Origin of the sequence: Cereibacter changlensis JA139, from assembly GCF_003034985.1 — a bacterium.
GTDB lineage: Bacteria > Pseudomonadota > Alphaproteobacteria > Rhodobacterales > Rhodobacteraceae > Cereibacter > Cereibacter changlensis.
Genome location: NZ_PZKG01000042.1, coordinates 12,559 through 31,227 on the forward strand (window position 1 = coordinate 12,559; position 18,669 = coordinate 31,227).

The following is an 18,669-nucleotide window of genomic DNA, read 5'->3' on the forward strand; positions in this document are numbered from 1 at the left end:
AAAGACCCCCCGCATGAAACCCGATGTTCTGGTGATCGCCCCGATCCGCCCCAAGCAGATGGCGCTGCTCGAAGCCAGTTACCGGCTGCACCGCTACGATCAGGCGGCGGAGAAGGCCGCCTTTCTGGCCGAGGTCGGGCCGTCCTGCGTGGCGGCGGTGACCAACGGCCATGCGCCGCTCGACCGCGCGATGATCGAGGCTCTGCCGGCGCTGCAGCTCGTCGCCTGCGTCTCGGCGGGGTTCGAGAGCATCGACCTTGATGCGCTGACCGAGCGGGGGGTGCGGATGACCACCACGTCGGACGCGCTGTTCGACGACGTGGCCGATACCGCGCTGATGCTGATGCTGGCGGCGCGGCGCGACCTGCGGCGCGCGGATGCCTATGTGCGGTCCGGCGACTGGGGGCGGCAGGGGATGTATCCGCTGCAAACCTCGATCCGGGGCAAGAAGCTCGGCATCGTCGGCATGGGGCGGATCGGGCAGGCCATCGCCCGGCGCTGCGAGGGGCTGGGGATGGAGGTCGCCTATAGCGGTCGGTCGAAGAAGGACCTGCCGCAGGCCTATATCGCCGCCCCGGTCGATCTGGCGCGCTGGGCCGATGTGCTGATGGTGGCGGTGGCGGGCGGGCCCGACACGCGCAATCTGGTGGACGAGGCGGTGATCCGGGCGCTGGGGCCGGAAGGCACGCTGGTCAACATCGCCCGCGGCACGGTGGTGGACGAGCCCGCGCTGATCGCGGCGCTGGGCGATGGCGGGCTCGGCTCGGCGGGGCTCGACGTGTTCCTGAACGAGCCGACCCCGGACCCGGCGCTGACCGCGCTGCCGAATGTCACGCTCTATCCGCACCACGCCAGCGGGACGGAAGAGACGCGCGATGCGATGGCGCAGCTGGTGGTGGACAACCTCGCGGCGCATTTCGCCGGGAAGCCGCTGTTGACGCCTGTCAACTGAGGTCGGGCGGGACGGTGGGCAGGTCGCGGCTGTCCGGCTCTGCCAGTCGCGGGTTCGCCGGGGCGGGATGCGCCCCGGCGCTGCGGGGGCTCTCAGGCCTTCTCGATCAGCTGCGGGGCGGGCAGCGGGTCGGGGGCCTCTTCGGCGGCGCCGTCCTTCACGCCTTTCCGGAAGGCGGCGATGCCCTTGCCGACCTCGCCCATCATGGTGCTGACCTTGCCGCGCCCGAAGAGCACGAGCAGGACGGTGGCGATGATGAGCATTTCGGGGAGACCAACTCTGCCGAGCATGGTGTGATCCTTTCGGGATGATCCTCGACCGGGCAGCCTCGGCCCGGCGGGATGCGGAAACGGGGAGGGGTTCATGCGGCGCGCCCCCATGCGGAAACCCCGCGCGGCGGCGCTGCCTCCGGCCTCTGCCGGATCAGCCCCGCGCCGGGGGCGCGCGGGCCTGCGCGGCGCCCACTCTCCGCGCCCGCACTCTGCCGTGCGGCACAGGCGTCAGGCCCGAGGCGCGCGGCGATGCAAGCGGCGCCAAAGCCTCCGCCGGCAGCACCGCGACCGGCGGGTCATCCGCCACCTCCGCCCCCCGCTCGACGGCCTTCGCCACCCGCTGCTCCGTCGCCAGCGCCGCGGGCAGCCGGCTTTCCAGCGCCCCCGCCGCGGTCGGGCCGATGCGCGATCCCACCCCCAGCGCCAGAGCGCAGGCCAGCGCGATCCGCAGCAGCAGCGCGGGGATCAGGCGGGCGGGCGGGGGCGATGCGGGTCGCATCCCCGAAAGCTGACACCCTGCCGTGACAAAGACAAGCCAAGCTGCGGCTGCCGCAGGCGGAACTGCGCCACCTCGCGACCATTGATGTCGCCGGGAGGATCGGTGATTGTCGGCGCTCCTTCATCGACCTCAACCGGACCGGAGCCATGATCCTCGAAATCGCCCTCGTGCTGCTGCTGACAGTGACCAACGGGGTGCTCGCCATGTCGGAGCTCGCCATCGTCTCGGCCCGCACGCCGCGGCTGAAGATGCTGGCCGACCGCGGCAGCAAGGGCGCCGCCACCGCGATGCGGCTGGCGGAAGAGCCGGGCAAGTTCCTCTCCAGCGTCCAGATCGGCATCACCCTGGTCGGCGTGCTCTCCGGCGCCTTCTCCGGCGCGACGCTGGGCGCGCGCCTCGCCGGTACGCTGCGCGAGGCGGGGCTCTCGCCGGTGATGGCCAACACCCTGGGCGTCGGCAGCGTGGTGGTGCTGATCACCTATCTGTCGCTGATCGTCGGCGAGCTGGTACCGAAGCAGATTGCGCTGAAGGCGCCGGAGAAGGTCGCGGCCAAGGTGGCCCCGCTGATGCTGGCGATCTCGCGCGGGGCGGCGCCGCTGGTCTGGCTGCTCGACGCTTCCGGCCGGCTGGTGCTGAAACTGCTGTCGCAGTCGGGCGGCGCCGAGGCCAATGTCAGCGACGAGGAGGTGCGCTACATCATCGCCGAGGCCGAGACCTCCGGGGCGATGCAGCCCGCCGAGAGCCAGATGATCGCCGGGGTGATGCGCATCGCCGACCGCACCGCGCGCGGGCTGATGACGCCGCGCCACGAGGTCGAGATCGTCGATCTGGCCAACACCCGGCGCGAGATCCGCAGCCGCTTCCAGCATTCGCGCCGCTCGCGCCTGCCGGTGCGGGATGGCGAAGACGACAATATCATCGGCGTCATCACCCTGCGCGACATCCTCGCCCCCGGCTTCCTGCGCGCCGGCTACGACCTGCGCGCCGCGATCCAGGAAACGCCGGTCGTGCGCGATGGGCTCGGCGCGCTGGAGGTGATCCAGCGGCTGCGCAACTCGCCCTCGCATATGGTGCTGGTCTATGACGAATACGGCCATTTCGAGGGCATCGTCACCCCGATGGACGTGCTGGAGGCGATCACCGGCGAGTTCAGCGACGAGGTGGAGGACGAACCGAAGATCGTCACCCGCGCCGACGGCTCGCTTCTGGTGGCAGGCTGGATGCCGGTCGATGAATTCGCCGCCCGGCTGAACGCCGACCTGCCCGAGAGCCGCGGCTACGAGACGGTGGCGGGTCTGGTGCTGGAACTGACCGGCCACCTGCCTGCGGTGGGCGAGACGCTGGCCTTCGGCGGCTGGACCATCGAGGTGGTGGACCTCGACGGCCGGCGGATCGACAAGCTCCTGGTGACGCGGAAGGGGTGAGCCATTCGGCGCCCCCATTCGGGGGCCCGGAGGCCATATCTTGTTCCGAGGAGGAAAAGTGGCAGCCCGTAGGGGAGTCGAACCCCTCTTACCAGGTTGAAAACCTGGTGTCCTAACCGATAGACGAACGGGCCACGCTGGACGTGGCGGCTTTTAGGACAGGCGGCGGCAGGGTGCAAGGGGCAAAATGCGGGAAAAGGAGGCGCGCCGAGGACATTTTTCCGGCGCGCGTCCGGGGCGGGGCAGGGGGCTCAGCGGTCGATCTGGGCCGCCATGATGGCGATGGCCTGCTGGTAGACGGTTGCGGCGTTCCACTCGCGGATCACGGCGAAGTTCGGCTCGCCCTCCTGATAGCCCAAGCCCGGCCGCCAGCCCTTCTGGGCGAAGAAATTCGCCGTCGAGGCCATCGAGTCGGTCAGGTTGTAGAGGTCGATCCGGCCGTCGCCGTTGCCGTCCACGCCGTAGGCCAGCACGTTGCCCGGCAGGAACTGGGTATGGCCGACCTCGCCGTGCTTGGCCCCGACCGACTGCGTGGTGATCGTGCCGCGGTCGACCAGCTGCAGTGCTGCGAGGAGGTGGCCGGTGAAGAACTCGGTACGGCGGCAGTCGTAGGACAGGGTGGCGATGGCCGAGACCACATTGGTGTCGCCCATGAAGCCGCCAAAGCCGGTCTCCATGCCATGCACCGCCAGGAGGATGCCCGGCGGCACGCCATAGGCGCGTTCCAGCGCTGCGAAGAGCTCGGCATTGCGCGCCTTGCGCGAGCGCCCCTGCGAGACGATGGTGCTGGCGCCGCGCACCTCCATGAACTTCGACAGCGAGTATTTGAAGCTCTTCTGGTTGCGGTCGGCCGAGATCGTCGCCTTGGAATAGCTGGTGCCCATCAGCGCGTCGATGCCGCGCTGCCCGACGCCGACCGCGGCGGCCTCCTGCGCCATCTGCGGCTTCCAGGCCTCGTATCCGGCGGAGGTGTCGCCGCAGGGGGCCGCAAGCGCGGCGGAGGGCAGCAGGGCGGCGAGACAAAGGGCTGGGACAAGGCGCATCGTGAGATCCTGTTTGGGTCAATCACGCTACTCTAGGCTGACCGTTGCGCCGCGCAAGAGCCGCGCGGCACAACTGACGCGAGTGTCATCGGCGCGGCCCGACCCGCCGCCCGGTCGCCGGGTCGAAGAAATGCGCGGCCCCGGTGTCGAAGACGGCATGCAGCCGCTCGCCCGGCTTCAGCGCGGCATTGCCGGGCAGCCGCACCACCATCGCCTCGGCGGCCGAGGTGACATGGCCGGGGAAGGCGCAATGGGCATAGGCGTCGGCCCCCAGCGTCTCCACCGCCAGCACGGTCAGCTCGATCGCCCCGACGCCGCCGGGCTGCGTTACAGCGCGGATATGCTCGGGGCGGATGCCGAACAGGATCGGCTGGCCGGGGTCGGCCGGGGCCGGGCAGGCCAGCACCGCACCGCCGGGCAGGGTCAGGCCCGCGCCGTCCGGCGTCACCGTGGCTGCGAGGATGTTCATCGCCGGCGAGCCGATGAAGCCCGCGACGAAGGTGGTGGCGGGGCGCTCGTAGATCCGCATCGGCGTGTCGATCTGCTCGGCCACGCCCGCGTTCATCACGATCAGCCGGTCGGCCAGGGTCATCGCCTCGACCTGATCGTGGGTGACATAGAGCGAGGTGGTGCCGACCCGGCGCTGCAGCTCCTTGATCTGCAGCCGCATCTGCACCCTGAGCTTGGCGTCGAGGTTCGACAGCGGCTCGTCCAGCAGGAAGGCCGCCGGGTCGCGCACCAGCGCCCGGCCCATCGCCACCCGCTGCCGCTGCCCGCCCGAGAGCGCGCGGGGCTTGCGGTCGAGATAGGGCTGCAGCTCCAGCATCTCGGCCGAGCGCGCCACCCGCTCGGCGATCTCGGCCTTGGGCATGCCGGAGATCTTCAGCCCGTAGGCCATGTTCTCGCGCACGGTCATATGCGGGTAGAGGGCGTAGTTCTGGAACACCATGGCGATGTCGCGCGCCCTGGGTTCCAGATCGTTCACCACGCGGCCGTCGATGGCGATGGTGCCAGAGGTGATCTCCTCCAGCCCCGCCACCATGCGCAACAGCGTGGACTTGCCGCAGCCCGAGGGGCCGACGATGACCACGAATTCCTCATCCGCGATGTCGATCGACACGCCATGGATGACCTCCATGCCGGAATAGCTTTTCCGAACGTCCGTCAGGGTGATCCGCGCCATTACTTCTCCGTTTCCACGAGGCCCTTCACGAACCAGCGCTGCATCAGCACGACCACGAGGATCGGCGGCAGGATCGCCAGCATCGAGGTGACCATCACGAGATTCCAGGGGGTGTCGGCATCGGCGAAGGAGATCATCTTCTTCAGCGCGATGACGATGGTGTTCATCGAATTCGAGTTCGTGACCAGCAGCGGCCAGAGATATTGCGTCCAGCCGTAGATGAAGAGGATCACGAAGAGCGCGGCGATATTGGTCAGGGACAGCGGCAGCAGGATGTCCTTGAAGAAGCGCCACGGCCCCGCGCCATCGACGCGGGCGGCCTCGAGCAGCTCGTTCGGGATGGTCATGAAGAACTGCCGGAACAGGAGCGTCCCGGTGGCCGAGGCGACCAGCGGCAGGATGAGCCCTGCGTAGGTGTCGATCAGCTTGAGGTCGACCATGACCTTGTAGGTCGGCAGGATGCGGACTTCCACCGGCAGCATCAGGGTGATGAAGATCAGCCAGAAGCAGACCATGCGCAGCGGGAACCGGAAGAAGACGATGGCATAGGCCGAGGCCATCGAGATGACGATCTTGCCAAAGGCGATGCCGAGGGCGACGACCGTGGTGTTCCACAGGAGCCGCCCGACGCCCACGCCGCCGATGCGGCCCACGCCTCCGGTCATGGCGTCGCCGTAATTCTCCACCAGCTCCGGCCCGGGCAGCAGCGGCAGGGGCGGGCGCAGGATGGTCTGGATCGAATGGGTCGAGGCGATGAACACGTAGTAGATCGGGAAGGCCACGACGATCACGCCGATGACCAGCAGGAAATGCGCGATGACCCGGCTGCGGGTCTTCACGCCGATCATCTCACCCTCAGCCATAATGCACCCTCCGCTCGACATATTTGAACTGGAAGGCGGTCAGGCTGATGACGATCACCATCAGGATCACCGATTGCGCCGCGGATTCGCCCAGGATCAGGTTCACGAAGCCGTCGTTGTAGACCTTGTAGACCAGCGTCTCGGTCGATTTGCCGGGGCCGCCGCCGGTGACGGCATGGATGATGCCGAAGGTGTCGAACAGCGCGTAGACCGTGTTCACCACCAGAAGGAAGAAGGTCGTCGGCGCCAGCAGCGGGAAGACGATGGTCCAGAACCGCCGGGCCGAGCCCGCGCCGTCGATCGCCGCCGCCTCCAAGAGCGAGCGGGGGATGGCCTGCAGGCCGGCGACGAAGAACAGGAAATTGTAGCTGATCTGCTTCCAGCTCGCCGCGGCGACAACCAGCGTCATCGCCTGGCTGCCGTTCAAGAGCGGGTCCCAGGTGATCCCCAGCTGGCGCAGCGGCCAGGCCAGCGTGCCGAAGGAGGGGTTGAACATGAAGAGCCAGAGCATCCCGGCGATGGCGGGGGCCACGGCATAGGGCCAGATCATCAGCGTGCGGTAGAAACCCTTGCCGCGCACGACCTTCTCGGCCTGCACCGCCAGCAGAAGCGCGATGGCCATGGAGAAGAAGGCGGTCAGCACCGAGAAGACCGCAGTGACCTGGATGGAATTCACATAGGCCGGATCGGAGAGCACCCGGCGGAAGTTGGCGAGACCGACGAACTGGGTCTTCAAGCCGAACGCGTCCTCGCGCAGCGTCGACTGGCGCAGCGCCTGCACGGCGGGCCAGTAGAAGAACACGAAGGAGATCGCGAGTTGCGGGGCAACCAGCAGCCAGGGCAGCAGGCGGTGGGGGAATGTGGCTCGGTTCATCCGGGGATGGGCCGCCCTGAGACGGGCGGCCCTTGCCTTTTCAGCCGCCGATGGCCTGCTTGATGGCCTCGTTGCCGCGCTCCACCGCGTTGTCGAGCGCTTGCTGAGCGGTCTGCTCGCCGGCGAGCATCTTCTCGAACTCCTCGTTCTGGATGTCGCGGACCTGCGGCAGGTTCACCAGACGCACGCCCTTGGAGTTGGCGGTCGGCTCCTTGCCCATCATCTGGGTGATCGGAACCTCGCGGCCCGGGTTCTCGTCGTAGAAGCCCGAAGCCTTGGTCGCCTCATAGGCTTCCAGCGTCACCGGCAGGTAGCCCGAGGTCTGGTGCAGGTATTCCTGAACCTCGACCTGCGAGAGATAGCCGAAGAAGGAAGCCACGCCGGCATAGGTCTCGTCCGACTTGCCGCCCATCACCCAGAGGCTCGCGCCGCCCGGGGTGGTGTTCTGCGGGCCGCCCGCGTCGGTGTCATAGGGCATCTGGCCGATGCCGTAGTTCATGCCCGACTTCACGATATCGCCCAGACCGCCCGAGCTCTCGGTGAAGATGCCGCATTCGCCGGCGAGGAAGATCTGCTTGGCCTCCGAGGTGCGGCCGCCGTAGCGGAAGACGCCCTCTTTCGCCAGATCGGCGATGGCCTGGAAGTGGTTGACGAAGATTGGCTCGTTGATCTTCAGCTCGGCGTTCACGTCGGCGAGGCCGTTCTCGTTCGTGGCGTAGGAGACATCGTTCCAGGCCGCGAAATTCTCCAGATGGATCCAGGTCAGCCAGGTCGAGGTGTAGCCGCACTCCGCCGCGCCGCTTTCCTTGATCTTCTTCGACATGTCCCAGACTTCGTTCCAGGTCTTCGGCGGGGTGTCCGCGTCCAGCCCGGCCTTCTCGAAGATGTCCTTGTTGTAATAGAGGATCGGCGAGGAGGAGTTGTAGGGGAAGGACAGCATGGTGCCGTCGGGCTTGGAGTAATAGGCCACGATGCCCGGCAGGTATTTCGACTTGTCGAAGGTCGCGCCGCTCATCGACAGCACGTCGGCCACCGGCATGATCGCGCCTTCGGCGGCCATCATCACGCCCGTGCCCACGTCGAAGACCTGGATGATGTCGGGGGCCTGACCGGCGCGGAAGGCGGCGATGCCCGCGTTCAGCGTTTCCGGATATGTTCCTTTGAACACCGGCATGACCTTGTAGTCGGACTGGCTGGCGTTGAAGTCGCTGGCGATCTTCTCGACCACTTCGCTGTTCGCGCCGGTCATTGCGTGCCACCAGCTGATCTCGGTCTGGGCGGCGGCTCCGGTCGCCTGAAGCGCCAGCACCATGGCGCTGGCGGCGAGGAAATCTTTTCTGATCATGGTCTTCTCCCTGAATGGTTGCAGGTGCCTCTTTGGTCTGGACCGGACCTACCTGCGATATGTGACAGCTTTGCGATGTCCCGCCCGCCCTCTGCTACGGGCGGCGGATCATCGCGGTGGTCGATCCCGGGCCTCCTCTCCCGGTCGCGGCCTGTGCCCTTGCGACAATCTGTGGCCTGAAGGGTCATTCGGACTGCACGGCATTGCAAGAGCGAAAATGCGCGATCCCTCATCATTCTGTCGTCTCGTTGCCGCGTTTTTGCGCCTTGCCGCAACGGCGCCCGGAGAGGCGCCGTGCGGCGAAGGGGCCCCGGGCGGCCCCGATGGCTTGGCAAGCCGCGCCGAACAGCGCAAGACAGGCGGGCCAGAACCGGAGCTGCCGATGACCCGCCTTCCCGCCGAAAGACCCGCCCGATGACCGCGCTGATGATCCAGGGCACCGGCTCCGATGTCGGGAAGTCGCTCTTGGTCGCCGGGCTCTGCCGCGCGGCCCGGCTGCGCGGCCTGTCGGTCGCGCCCTTCAAGCCGCAGAACATGTCGAACAACGCCGCCGTCACCGCCGATGGTGGCGAAATCGGCCGGGCGCAGGCGCTGCAGGCGCGCGCGGCGGGGCTGGAGCCCCTGACCGACATGAACCCGGTCCTGCTGAAGCCCGAGACCGATGTCGGCGCGCAGGTGATCGTGCAGGGCAAGCGGATCGGCACTCTGAAGGCGCGGGACTATTTCGCGGCGAAGAAGACGCTGATCGCGCCGGTGCTGGAAAGTTACGGCCGGCTCAGGGCGGCGCATGATCTGGTGATCGTCGAGGGCGCGGGCTCGCCCGCCGAGGTGAACCTGCGCGCTTCGGATATCGCCAACATGGGCTTTGCCCGCGCCGCCGATGTGCCGGTGGTGCTGGCGGGCGACATCGACCGGGGCGGGGTGATCGCGCAGCTCGTCGGCACCGCCTCGGTGATCGACCCGGAGGACCGGGCGATGATCGCGGGATTCATCGTCAACAAGTTCCGCGGCGATCCGCGGCTCTTCGACGACGGCTACCGCTTCATCGAGGAGCGCACCGGCTGGCGCGGCTTCGGCGTCGTGCCCTTCTTCCCCGAGGCGTCGCGCCTGCCTGCCGAGGATGCGCTGGATCTCTCCTCGCCCGCCAGGGGCGGTGCGGTGACGGTCGCCTGGCTCGCCTTCTCGCGCGTGGCGAATTTCGACGATCTCGACCCCTTGAAGCAGGAGCCGGGGCTGACCGTGGTCATGGTGCGCCCGGGCCAGCCGATCCCGGCGGAGGCGCGGCTGGTGATCCTGCCCGGCACCAAGTCGACGCGGGGCGATCTGGCCTTCCTCCGCGCGCAGGGCTGGGACATCGACCTCAAGGCGCATCACCGGCGCGGCGGGCATGTGCTGGGCATCTGCGGCGGCTATCAGATGCTCGGCCGCTCGGTCGCCGACCCCGAGGGGATCGAGGGCGCGGCGGGCGAGACCGAGGGTCTGGGCCTGCTCGATGTCGCCACGGTGATGACGCCGGACAAGCGGCTGACGCGGACCGCGGCGCGGCACGAGGCGACGGGGCTGGGGCTCGAGGGCTACGAGATCCATATCGGCCGCACCGAGGGCGCGGATTGCGCCCGCCCCTTCGCCCGTATCGACGGGCGACCCGAAGGCGCCATCTCCGCCGATGGCCAGGTGACCGGCAGCTACCTGCACGGCATGTTCACCGACGACGCCTTCCGCGCCGCCTTCCTCGCCGGGCTGGGGGCCGAGGCTTCCGGCTCGGGCTACGGCACCGAGGTGGAGCGGGTGCTCGACGCGCTGGCCGCGCATCTGGAGCGGCATCTGGACATTGACGCGCTGTTTGCGCTGGCCCGCTAGAGTCGGTAGCGCAGGATCTGCCGGAAGCCCGCCGCGGCCAGCCGCTCCTCCGCTCCCCGCGGCGCCGCGCCGGGGGCGAAGATCAGCGCCCGGGCCGAGCCGGTATGCGCGATGGCGAAGCCCGCCGCACCAAGCGCCGCCGCCAGCGCCGGGGTCGGATCGTCCTCCGGGCCGCGCCGTTCCAGACAGCGCCGGGCCGATGCGCTGGCAAGGGCGGCGAAACCCGCAAGGTCCGGCGCGCTCTGCCAGCCGCTGACCAGATCATCAATGACAGCGAAATTCCCGTCCGAGGGGTCCGTGCGGCGCGGCGGGCCGAAGAAGCCGCCGAGGATCTCCATCTCCGGCAAGGGCGGCAGCTCCGCCAGCACCCGCGCCTCGCGCGAGGCCCAAAGCAGTCGCCCCGGCGCCGGGAACATCAAGGGATCGCTGGCGCCCTCGCTGGCAAGGCAGGCCCGGGCGACAATGGCCGGATCGGTCACCCCCGCCGCATGGGCCAAGGCCACCCGCGCCGCGGTCGAGGCCCCGGCGCCGCCGCCCAAAGGCATCTCCAGCCGCAGCCGGAAGCTGCCCTCGGCCGGGGCGCCCAAAACCCGTAGGAAGCCGCCGAACTGCCCCGGCGGCATTACCGGCGCCGTCTGGTGCAGCGCCAGCGGCCCGGGACGCCGCGCGGCCTCGGCGGCCAGCGGCGGGCAGGGCAGGGTGACCAGCGCCACCGGCCCCTCCGGACCGAGCCGGCCCTGCAGCAACTCGCCGAAATGCCCGGCCACGCGGACGGCGCCGGAGATCCGTTGCGTCGGGAGGGTCTGGGGGTTTCCGGGCTCCGCAGCCATGCGGCGCATCCTCGCCTTGGGTTGCCGATCCGCATAGTCGGCGGCGCCGCGCCTGTCAAACCGGCGCGCGGCTGGCGGCGGAATGGTTGTGCGCCGGCGGCGGAAGAGGCGAGAGGCCGCCAACGTCCTCTTCGAATAAACTCTGGGTTGTGTTTGAATATTTAAATCGCGCTAAAGGGTATTAATTCCTCAAGATGAAAACAATCGCCAGCAAAGCGCCGTTCCCCAGCGCTTTGAGACTCGCGCATTCCCCGGCCGGACGATATCAAGCGCATGTTGTCAAACCGATATGCCGCCGAGGTTGCAATGGATGCTTCGAACCAGTTGAGTGACGGTGTTTTCGATCTGGCGCCGATTTCCATGTGGCTCGAGGATTTCAGCGGCGTCCGGCAACTGTTTGACAAATGGCGCGCGCAGGGCGTCGAAGATCTCATCGCCTTCTTCCGCGAGGACCCGGCCCGGGTGGCCGAATGCTCGCGCCGCATCCGCATCCTGAAGGTCAACCCCCGCACACTTTCCCTGTTTGAGGCGAACGACCTCGGCCACCTGACCGAGAACCTGCACCTCGTGTTCCGCGACGAGATGCTGCGCACCCATGTGCTGGAGCTGGCGCAGCTCTGGAACGGCAAGACCGAATTCGCCAGCGACGCGGTGAACTACACCCTTACCGGGCGCCGGCTGGACATCCAGCTGCGCGGCACCATCCTGCCGGGCCACGAGCGGACATGGGACCGGCTGCTGATCACCATCGAGGACCAGACCGGGCGCGAGATGGCGCGGCGCGGCGAGGTCTCCAGCCGCCGCTACGCCGAAGGCATCTTCGAACATTCGCCGGTCTCGCTCTGGGTCGAGGATTTCAGCCGCATCCGCCAGCTGCTCGAAGGGCTGCGGCAGCGCGGCATCGTCGACCTGCGCACCTTCACCGACGTGCACCCGGAATTCGTCCGGCAATGCATGAGCGAGATCCGCGTCATCACCGTGAACCGCGCGACGCTCGACATGTTCGCGGCCCCCGACAAGCACAGCCTGCTGCAGCGCCTGAAGGAGGTGTTCCGCGACGACATGGCCGCGCATTTCCGCGAGCAGCTGATCGAGCTGTGGAACGGCAACCTGTTCCAGCACCGCGAGGTGGTGAACTACGCGCTCGACGGCGCGGCGCGCCATGTCATCATGCAGTTCTCGGTGTTGCCGGGGCACGAGAAGGACTGGTCGCTGGTGCAGGTGGCGCTGACCGACATCACCGCCCGCAAGAAGGCCGAGGCCTATCTGGAATATCTCGGCCGGCACGACGTGCTCACCACGCTGAACAACCGCGGCTATTACATCGACGAGCTGAACCGGCTGGAGCGCATGGGCGTGCGGCCGGTCTCGGTGATCATCCTCGACCTGAACGGGTTGAAGCAGATCAACGACACCTGGGGCCATGACGCGGGCGACAACCTGCTGCGCCGGGTGGGCGAGGTGCTGAAGGAGGCGGCGGGCGCCACCGCCCATGCGGCGCGGATCGGCGGCGACGAATTCGCGCTGGTGATGCCCGGCTGCAACGAGGCCGCGGCGGTGGCGATGGAGGCGACGATCCTGCGGCTCCTGGAGCTGAACAACCAGTTCCACTCCACCATGCCGCTGTCGCTGTCGATCGGCCGCGCCACGGGGACCATCGGCGAGACGGTGGAAGCCATCGCCCGCCGCGCCGACCTCGGCATGTACGAGGAGAAGCGCAAGTTCTACCAGGCCCGCGACGGGGCATAGCCCGTCCGGGCGCCGCGGAAGCGGGCGCCCGTGCCGCCGATCGGCGCAGGCGGCCCCAGCGGGGTTGACCTGCCCCCATCTTGCCGCTCTACGCTTGACCCCCGAACCGCAAGGAGACCGCCATGGACGTCGCCGTATTCAGCGCCAAGCCGCATGACCGCCAGTTTCTCGAACAGGCGAACGGCGGGCGGCACCGGCTGACCTTCATCGAGGCGCGGCTTTCGGACGAGACCGCGCGCTTCACCGACGGGGCGGGGGCGGTCTGCGCCTTCGTCAATGACGATCTCTCGGCCCCGGTGATCGCCACGCTGGCCGCCACGGGCACGAAACTCATCGCCCTGCGCTCCGCCGGGTTCAACCATGTCGATCTGGCCGCCGCCGAGGCCGCCGGGCTGACCGTGGCCCGGGTGCCCGCCTATTCGCCGCATGCGGTGGCCGAACATGCGGTGGCGCTGATCCTGACGCTGAACCGCAACACCCACCGCGCCTACAACCGGGTGCGCGAGGGCAATTTCGCGCTGGAGGGGCTTCTGGGCTTCGATCTGGCCGGCAAGACCGTGGGCATCGTCGGCACCGGGCTGATCGGCCAGGTCTTCGCCCGGATCATGCTGGGGTTCGGCTGCAAGGTGATCGCCTCCGACCCCTATCCCAACGCGCAGATCGCGGCCGAGGGCGTGCGCTACGTGCCGCTGGACGAGCTCTTCGGCGCCTCCGACATCATCAGCCTGCAATGCCCGCTGACGCCCGAGACGCATCACCTGATCGACGACGCCGCCATCGCCAAGATGAAGCGCGGGGTGATGATCATCAACACCAGCCGCGGCGCGGTGGTCGACGCCAGCGCGGTGATCCGCGGGCTGAAGAGCGGGGTGATCGGCGCCCTGGGCCTCGACGTCTACGAGGAGGAGGCGGCGCTGTTCTTCGAGGATCTCTCGGCCCGCGCCATCGTCGACGATGTCTTCGCCCGGCTGCTGACCTTCCCCAATGTGCTGATCACCGGCCATCAGGGCTTCTTCACCCGCGAGGCGCTGACCGCCATCGCCGAGACAACCATAGGTAATATCAGCGCCTTCGAATCCACCGGCGCGCCGCTGCATCCGGTCAGCGCCAAGCCGCTTTGACGCGTCGGGCCGGGGTTTGACGGCGTTTTCACGTCGGAAATCCGGTGGATTGGGGTAATCTTTCGCCATGGTCCCCTAGGGTCCGCCGTGGAGGAAGTGATGGTATTCCGATCCGTTCTGGTTGCGCTCTGGCTCTCGCTGCCGGCCTCGGCCGAGATGCCCTGCGCCGATGTGGCGCTGGTGCTGGCGATCGACGCCTCGGGCAGCATCGACCCCGCCGAGTTCAGCCTGCAGACCGCCGCCACCGCCCGCGCGCTGAGCGATCCGGAGGTGGTGGCGGCGATGCAGGCGGTCGGCGGGGTGGCGCTGGCGGCGGTGATCTGGGGCGACGCGGCCTATGGCACCCAGCGGCTGCCCTGGGCGATGGTCGATGGCCCGGCGCAGGCGCAGCGCTTCGCCGCCCGGCTGGCCGGCCAGACCCGCGCCGTCGCCGGCAACACCGATCTCGGCGTCGGGCTCGGCGCCGCGCTGGACCTGCTGGAGGACCCGGGCAACTGCGCCTCGCGCCGGATCGTCAACGTCTCGGGCGACGGGCGCGAAACGCCGCTGTTCCGCCATGCGCAGCGCCTGCCGCTGGCGGTGTCGCGCGCCCGGGCCGAGCGGATGGGGGTGACGGTGAACGGGCTGGCGATCACCGGCCAGGACGCCGGGCTGGCCGGCTATTACCGCGACCGGGTGGCGCTGGGGCAGGGCTCCTTCGTGATCGAGGTCTCCGATACCAGCGGCTTCGCGGCGGCGATGAAGCGCAAGCTGTTGCGCGAGATCGGCCAGCCGCTGCAGCTCTCGGCGCTGGCCACGGGCCATGCGGCGCTGCGGTGACCGCCCGGCTCAGCGATAGCCGGCGGCCTGCAGCTCGAACAGCTCGGCATAGCGGCCCGATTGCGCCAGCAGTTCGGCATGGGTGCCCGCCGCCTCGACCGCGCCGCCCGACAGCACCAGAATGCGGTCGGCCATCCGCACCGAGGAGAAGCGGTGCGAGATCAGCACCGCGCTCCGGCCGGCGCTGAGTTCCTTGAAACGCTGGAACACCTCGAACTCCGACCGCGCATCCAGCGCCGCCGTCGGCTCGTCGAGGATCAGCACCTCGGCGTCGCGCATGTAGGCGCGGGCGATGGCGATCTTCTGCCATTCGCCGCCCGACAGCTCCACCCCGTTGCGGAAGCGCTTGCCGATCATCTGGTCATAGCCCGCGGGCAGCCCCTCGATCACCCGGTCGGCGAGGCTGCGCTTCGCCGCCGTCTCCACCCGCGCCCGGTCGTCGCGCGCGGCGATGCGGCCCACGGCGATGTTGTCGGCGGCGGTAAGGTTGTAGCGCACGAAATCCTGGAAGATCACGCCCATCGCGCTGCGCAGCGCCTCCACGTCATAGTCGCGCAGGTCGCGGCCATCCAGAAGGATGCGCCCCTCGTCCGGGTCGTAGAGCCGGCACAGAAGCTTCACCAGCGTCGTCTTGCCGGCGCCGTTCTCGCCCACCAGGGCCAGCGTCTCGCCCGCCTTCAGGGTGAAGCTCATGTGCCTGACCGCCCAGCGCTCGGCGCCCGGATAGCGGAAGCCGACATCCTCGAAGCGGAACCCCTCGCGGATCGGCTGCGGCATCGGCAGCGGATGCGGCGGCGACAGGATCTCGGGCTTCACTTCGAAGAAGCCGAAGAGATCGTCGAGATAGAGCGCCTGCGCCGCGGTGGAGGAGAAGCTGAAGAGAAGCCCTTCCAAGAGCGAGCGCAGCCGCAGGAACGACCCCGCGAGGAAGGTCAGATCGCCGATCGACAGCCTGCCGGTCAACGTGCTGCCGATGATCCAAGCATAGGCGAGGTAATAGCCGATGGTGCCGACCCCGGTGAAGCCCGCGCCCCAGAGCGCGCGGTTCTGCGCGATCCGGCGGCTGGCGCGGTAGTAGCTTTCCGACAGCACCCGGTAGCGGTCGGTCAGGAAGGGGTTCAGCCCGAAGATCTTCACCTCCTTGGCCGTGTCGGCGCTGGCGGCGGTCTGGCGCACGTAATCCAGCTCGCGCCGCTCCGGGGTGCGGTTGAAATCCAGCGTGTAGGACTGCGCGTTGAAATGCGCCTCGCCGAGGAAGGCCGGGATCAGCGCGAGGATCAGGAGGCCGATGAGCCAGGGGTTGTAGACCAGAAGCCCGCCCGCCAGCGTCGCCACCGTCACCATGTCCTGCATCTGGCCGAAGAGCTGGCCCATCAGCGTCATCCGCCCGCTGGACTGGATGCGGGCCCGCTCCAGCCGGTCCTGGAATTCCGCGTCCTCGAAATCCTCGAGATCCAGCGTGGCCGCATGCTGCATCAGCCGCACCGAGGTGGAGATGGTCAGCCGCTGCGCCAGAAGCGCGTCGATCAGCCCGCTGCTGCGGGTCAGGAGGTCCGACAGCACCGCCAGCCCGAACTCCGCCGCGAGATACAGCATCAGCCGCTGGCTCTCCGGCGCCGCGGCCCAGCCGGCGAGCGTCGCGGGGCCCTCCAGCCCCGACAGCCGCACCACCTCGTCGATGATCAGCTTGCCGAACCACAGCGCCGCGATCGGCAGCACGGCGCGCAAGAGCCTCAGCGCGAGGCTGGCGAGCATCAGCAGCGGCGAGGCGCGCCAGACCATGCCCAGGAAGGGGCCGATGTTGCGCAGCGCCGACCAGCGGGCGCGGAAGCTCTGCGGGGGTTGGCGCGGGACGCGGGAGAGGCTGGACATCGGGCAGGCCTTGCAAAGGCGGAAAGCGCCAGTGGTAGCCGCCCCTCCCGTCCGGGGGAAGGGGGTTCACCGCGATGCCCCCTTCGCCGGGCTGGCATTGCGCTGCGGGCTGCCGCAGGATGGCGGCGGGCGGCGGCGGAGGCGCGATTGGAACGGGGCTTGGATCTGGCGGGCCGGGTGCTGATCGCCGCGCTCTTCGCGGCGGGAGCGATGCAGAAGCTGGTCGACCCCGAGGCGGTGCGCGGCCTGCTGACCGGAACGGGCCTGCCGCCGGAGCTGGTCTGGCCGGCAGCGGTCTTCGATGCGGTGGCGGCGGTCTGCCTGGTGACCGGCCCGGCCATCCGCTACTGGGCCCTGGCGCTGGCGCTCTACTGCATGGGGACCAGCATCTTCCACCTGATCCCCTCGGATCCCTGGCAGATCAGCATCTTCGTCAAGAACTGGGCCATTGCCGGCGGCCTCTTGGTGGTGGCGGCGCAGCGGCGCGTTTAGCCGCGCCACATCCGGCCGAACACCCCGTCGCGCCGCACGATCCCATGGAACAGCGCCGCGCCGATATGAAGCGCGATCAGCGCGATCACCGCGTAATGCGCGAGATAATGCACCGTGCTCGCGGCATTGCCCAAGCTCTCCACCTTCGGCAGCAGCCGCGGCAGGCCCAGCGCGTCGGTCAGCTCCAAGGGAAAGCCTCCGGCGACGACGCGGACATAGCCCGAAACCGCCATCACGAAGATCAGCGCATAGAGCAGCACATGCGTCAGATGCGCTGCCCGCGCCTGCCACTCGGGCACCGAGGCGGGCAGCGGCGGCGGCGGGTTCAGCCAGCGCCAGACCAGCCGGACGATCATCAGCACCAGCACGATGACGCCGGCGTTCTTGTGGAACAGGAACAGCGCATCCTGCAGCCCGCGCGGCAGCCCCTCCTCGACCATGATCTTGCCCGCCGGGATCATCCCCAGCACGATCAGCGCCACGATCCAGTGCAGCGCCCGGGCCGTGGCCGTGTAGCCGGTCTGCATGTCGCGCTCCCCGCCTGACCTCAGGACAGTCTGCGGCAAGACGCGGCCTCGCGCCAGACGGAGTCTTTCCGGCAGGATGGGGCTGGCCAACCGGCCTGACACACAGTTTTCTTGACAGCCGAGGGGGCGGGGCTAGACCAAGCCGGATGACGCAGCCACCTGACAGAGTGCTCGAGCCGTCACCCGTCCCGTCCGGCGCGCGACCGGGCCAGCGGATCGTGCCGCTGTTCCTGCTGCTGGGCCTCGGCCATCTGGCGCTGGTCTGGCGGCTCGGAGCCTGGACTCCCGCGAGCGAGGCGACCCGGGCGGCGGCGCTGCTGACCTTCGGCGCGGCGCTGGCGCTGGGCAGCCTCGGGCTCAGCCGCGGCTACCCGCATGATCGGCTCGGCGCCTGCAACGCCGTCACCCAGCTGCGCGCCGCGCTGGCCTGTTGCCTCGTCCTGCCGATCCTCGATCCCGGGCTGATGGCGGCGCTGCGGCTCGACTGGGCGGTGGTGGCGCTGGCGCTGCTGACGCTGGCGCTGGACGGGCTGGATGGCTGGCTCGCCCGGCGCAGCGGCCTTGCCTCCAGCTTCGGCGCCCGCTTCGACATGGAGGTGGACGCGGTCTTCGCCCTGCTGCTGGCGCTTCTGGTGCTGCGGCTGGACAAGGCCGGCCCCTGGGTGCTGCTGCTCGGCCTCGCGCGCTACGGCTTCGTGCTGGCCCAGGCGGCGCTGCCCTGGCTGCGCGGGCCGCTGCCCGAGCGGCTGTCGCGCAAGGCGGTCTGCGTGCTGCAGATCGCCGTGCTGATCCTCCTGCTGGCGCCGCCGGTCGCGCCGCCCCTGTCGACGCTGCTCGCCGCCGTGGCGACCCTGGCGCTGATCTGGTCCTTCGCCCGCGACATCCGCTGGCTGGCGGCGCGGCGATGAGGGCGCTGTCGCTTCTCCTCGGCGCGCTGGTGCTGG

At 69.0% G+C, this 18,669-nt stretch carries 18 protein-coding genes and 1 tRNA gene; 8 read left to right on the forward strand and 11 right to left on the reverse strand.

All coding sequences use genetic code 11. The features are described 5' to 3' along the window. Positions 1–13: 13 nt before the first annotated feature. Positions 14–952: a 2-hydroxyacid dehydrogenase gene (locus tag C5F48_RS11055; protein WP_107663970.1), complete on the forward strand. Its 939-nt coding sequence runs from the start codon at positions 14–16 to the stop codon at positions 950–952. Between the two features lie 92 nt (positions 953–1,044). Here the strand turns inward: C5F48_RS11055 and C5F48_RS11060 are convergent, their stop codons facing one another. After that, on the reverse strand, positions 1,045–1,242 hold the full coding sequence (locus tag C5F48_RS11060) for a twin-arginine translocase TatA/TatE family subunit (RefSeq protein ID WP_107663971.1): 198 nt from the start codon (positions 1,240–1,242) through the stop codon (positions 1,045–1,047). A 133-nt stretch (positions 1,243–1,375) separates the two neighbouring features. Beyond that, positions 1,376–1,723: a hypothetical protein gene (locus C5F48_RS11065; protein WP_107663972.1), complete on the reverse strand. Its 348-nt coding sequence runs from the start codon at positions 1,721–1,723 to the stop codon at positions 1,376–1,378. Between the two features lie 146 nt (positions 1,724–1,869). Here C5F48_RS11065 and C5F48_RS11070 point away from each other — a divergent pair, with 146 nt between their 5' ends. Further along, entirely contained in the window at positions 1,870–3,147 is a 1,278-nt protein-coding gene (locus tag C5F48_RS11070) for a hemolysin family protein (protein ID WP_107663973.1), read from the forward strand. A 59-nt stretch (positions 3,148–3,206) separates the two neighbouring features. Here the strand turns inward: C5F48_RS11070 and C5F48_RS11075 are convergent. The 6 genes from C5F48_RS11075 to ugpB all read right to left on the reverse strand — a co-directional run bounded on the left by C5F48_RS11075 (position 3,207) and on the right by ugpB (position 8,455). Next, positions 3,207–3,281: transfer RNA gene (locus C5F48_RS11075), tRNA-Glu, on the reverse strand. 117 nt (positions 3,282–3,398) lie between these two features. Continuing rightward, positions 3,399–4,190, reverse strand: a complete 792-nt coding sequence (locus C5F48_RS11080) for a lytic murein transglycosylase (RefSeq protein WP_107663974.1) — start codon at positions 4,188–4,190, stop codon at positions 3,399–3,401. Positions 4,191–4,275: 85 nt separating this feature from the next. Then, positions 4,276–5,373 (reverse strand): sn-glycerol-3-phosphate import ATP-binding protein UgpC, encoded by a 1,098-nt coding sequence (locus C5F48_RS11085; protein ID WP_107663975.1) that lies wholly within the window; start codon positions 5,371–5,373, stop codon positions 4,276–4,278. Then, positions 5,373–6,236: a sn-glycerol-3-phosphate ABC transporter permease UgpE gene (ugpE, locus tag C5F48_RS11090; RefSeq protein ID WP_107663976.1), complete on the reverse strand. Its 864-nt coding sequence runs from the start codon at positions 6,234–6,236 to the stop codon at positions 5,373–5,375. Before ugpE ends, C5F48_RS11085 begins: the two co-directional genes overlap by 1 nt. Beyond that, positions 6,229–7,110: a sn-glycerol-3-phosphate ABC transporter permease UgpA gene (gene ugpA / locus C5F48_RS11095; RefSeq protein ID WP_107663977.1), complete on the reverse strand. Its 882-nt coding sequence runs from the start codon at positions 7,108–7,110 to the stop codon at positions 6,229–6,231. Before ugpA ends, ugpE begins: the two co-directional genes overlap by 8 nt. Positions 7,111–7,150: 40 nt before the next feature. Next, a complete protein-coding gene (ugpB, locus tag C5F48_RS11100) occupies positions 7,151–8,455 on the reverse strand; it encodes a sn-glycerol-3-phosphate ABC transporter substrate-binding protein UgpB (protein WP_107663978.1) in 1,305 nt (434 codons plus the stop codon). A 414-nt stretch (positions 8,456–8,869) separates the two neighbouring features. On the opposite strand from ugpB, the gene C5F48_RS11105 reads away from it, so the two are divergent. Then, on the forward strand, positions 8,870–10,315 hold the full coding sequence (locus tag C5F48_RS11105; RefSeq protein ID WP_107663979.1) for a cobyric acid synthase: 1,446 nt from the start codon (positions 8,870–8,872) through the stop codon (positions 10,313–10,315). On the opposite strand, the gene C5F48_RS11110 is transcribed toward C5F48_RS11105, so the two are convergent. Continuing rightward, the gene (locus tag C5F48_RS11110; RefSeq protein WP_170139636.1) at positions 10,312–11,145 is read right to left on the reverse strand and encodes a propanediol utilization protein; all 834 of its coding nucleotides are present in this window, start codon (positions 11,143–11,145) and stop codon (positions 10,312–10,314) included. The two genes, C5F48_RS11105 and C5F48_RS11110, sit on opposite strands and share 4 nt — an antisense overlap. Before the next feature lie 324 nt (positions 11,146–11,469). On the opposite strand from C5F48_RS11110, the gene C5F48_RS11115 reads away from it, so the two are divergent. From C5F48_RS11115 to C5F48_RS11125, 3 genes are all read left to right on the forward strand, one after another. After that, on the forward strand, positions 11,470–12,894 hold the full coding sequence (locus tag C5F48_RS11115; RefSeq protein ID WP_245941413.1) for a sensor domain-containing diguanylate cyclase: 1,425 nt from the start codon (positions 11,470–11,472) through the stop codon (positions 12,892–12,894). A 122-nt stretch (positions 12,895–13,016) separates the two neighbouring features. Then, entirely contained in the window at positions 13,017–14,015 is a 999-nt protein-coding gene (locus C5F48_RS11120; protein ID WP_107663981.1) for a 2-hydroxyacid dehydrogenase, read from the forward strand. 99 nt (positions 14,016–14,114) lie between these two features. After that, the gene (locus tag C5F48_RS11125) at positions 14,115–14,834 is read left to right on the forward strand and encodes a DUF1194 domain-containing protein (RefSeq protein ID WP_107663982.1); all 720 of its coding nucleotides are present in this window, start codon (positions 14,115–14,117) and stop codon (positions 14,832–14,834) included. A 9-nt stretch (positions 14,835–14,843) separates the two neighbouring features. On the opposite strand, the gene C5F48_RS11130 is transcribed toward C5F48_RS11125, so the two are convergent. Continuing rightward, positions 14,844–16,706 (reverse strand): ABC transporter ATP-binding protein, encoded by a 1,863-nt coding sequence (locus C5F48_RS11130; protein WP_170139637.1) that lies wholly within the window; start codon positions 16,704–16,706, stop codon positions 14,844–14,846. Positions 16,707–16,853: 147 nt separating this feature from the next. Between C5F48_RS11130 and C5F48_RS11135 the strand changes: the two genes are divergently transcribed. Continuing rightward, complete coding sequence (locus C5F48_RS11135; protein ID WP_107663983.1) at positions 16,854–17,198, forward strand: DoxX family protein; 345 nt, start codon at positions 16,854–16,856, stop codon at positions 17,196–17,198. Here the strand turns inward: C5F48_RS11135 and C5F48_RS11140 are convergent. Beyond that, the gene (locus tag C5F48_RS11140; RefSeq protein ID WP_107663984.1) at positions 17,195–17,725 is read right to left on the reverse strand and encodes a cytochrome b; all 531 of its coding nucleotides are present in this window, start codon (positions 17,723–17,725) and stop codon (positions 17,195–17,197) included. The genes C5F48_RS11135 and C5F48_RS11140 overlap by 4 nt on opposite strands. A gap of 146 nt (positions 17,726–17,871) precedes the next feature. Between C5F48_RS11140 and C5F48_RS11145 the strand changes: the two genes are divergently transcribed. After that, on the forward strand, positions 17,872–18,633 hold the full coding sequence (locus tag C5F48_RS11145) for a CDP-alcohol phosphatidyltransferase family protein (protein ID WP_107663985.1): 762 nt from the start codon (positions 17,872–17,874) through the stop codon (positions 18,631–18,633). Positions 18,634–18,669: the final 36 nt, after the last annotated feature.

Coding starts and splice junctions, on each gene's coding strand:
- C5F48_RS11070 (WP_107663973.1), top strand. CDS start 1,870: ATGATCCTCGAAATCGCCCTCGTGCTGCTGCTGACAGTGACCAACGGG.
- ugpA (WP_107663977.1), bottom strand. CDS start 7,110: ATGAACCGAGCCACATTCCCCCACCGCCTGCTGCCCTGGCTGCTGGTT.
- ugpB (WP_107663978.1), bottom strand. CDS start 8,455: ATGATCAGAAAAGATTTCCTCGCCGCCAGCGCCATGGTGCTGGCGCTT.
- C5F48_RS11105 (WP_107663979.1), top strand. CDS start 8,870: ATGACCGCGCTGATGATCCAGGGCACCGGCTCCGATGTCGGGAAGTCG.
- C5F48_RS11080 (WP_107663974.1), bottom strand. CDS start 4,190: ATGCGCCTTGTCCCAGCCCTTTGTCTCGCCGCCCTGCTGCCCTCCGCC.
- C5F48_RS11110 (WP_170139636.1), bottom strand. CDS start 11,145: ATGGCTGCGGAGCCCGGAAACCCCCAGACCCTCCCGACGCAACGGATC.
- C5F48_RS11085 (WP_107663975.1), bottom strand. CDS start 5,373: ATGGCGCGGATCACCCTGACGGACGTTCGGAAAAGCTATTCCGGCATG.
- C5F48_RS11120 (WP_107663981.1), top strand. CDS start 13,017: ATGGACGTCGCCGTATTCAGCGCCAAGCCGCATGACCGCCAGTTTCTC.
- C5F48_RS11055 (WP_107663970.1), top strand. CDS start 14: ATGAAACCCGATGTTCTGGTGATCGCCCCGATCCGCCCCAAGCAGATG.
- C5F48_RS11060 (WP_107663971.1), bottom strand. CDS start 1,242: ATGCTCGGCAGAGTTGGTCTCCCCGAAATGCTCATCATCGCCACCGTC.
- C5F48_RS11145 (WP_107663985.1), top strand. CDS start 17,872: ATGACGCAGCCACCTGACAGAGTGCTCGAGCCGTCACCCGTCCCGTCC.
- C5F48_RS11130 (WP_170139637.1), bottom strand. CDS start 16,706: ATGTCCAGCCTCTCCCGCGTCCCGCGCCAACCCCCGCAGAGCTTCCGC.
- C5F48_RS11065 (WP_107663972.1), bottom strand. CDS start 1,723: ATGCGACCCGCATCGCCCCCGCCCGCCCGCCTGATCCCCGCGCTGCTG.
- C5F48_RS11140 (WP_107663984.1), bottom strand. CDS start 17,725: ATGCAGACCGGCTACACGGCCACGGCCCGGGCGCTGCACTGGATCGTG.
- C5F48_RS11125 (WP_107663982.1), top strand. CDS start 14,115: ATGGTATTCCGATCCGTTCTGGTTGCGCTCTGGCTCTCGCTGCCGGCC.
- ugpE (WP_107663976.1), bottom strand. CDS start 6,236: ATGGCTGAGGGTGAGATGATCGGCGTGAAGACCCGCAGCCGGGTCATC.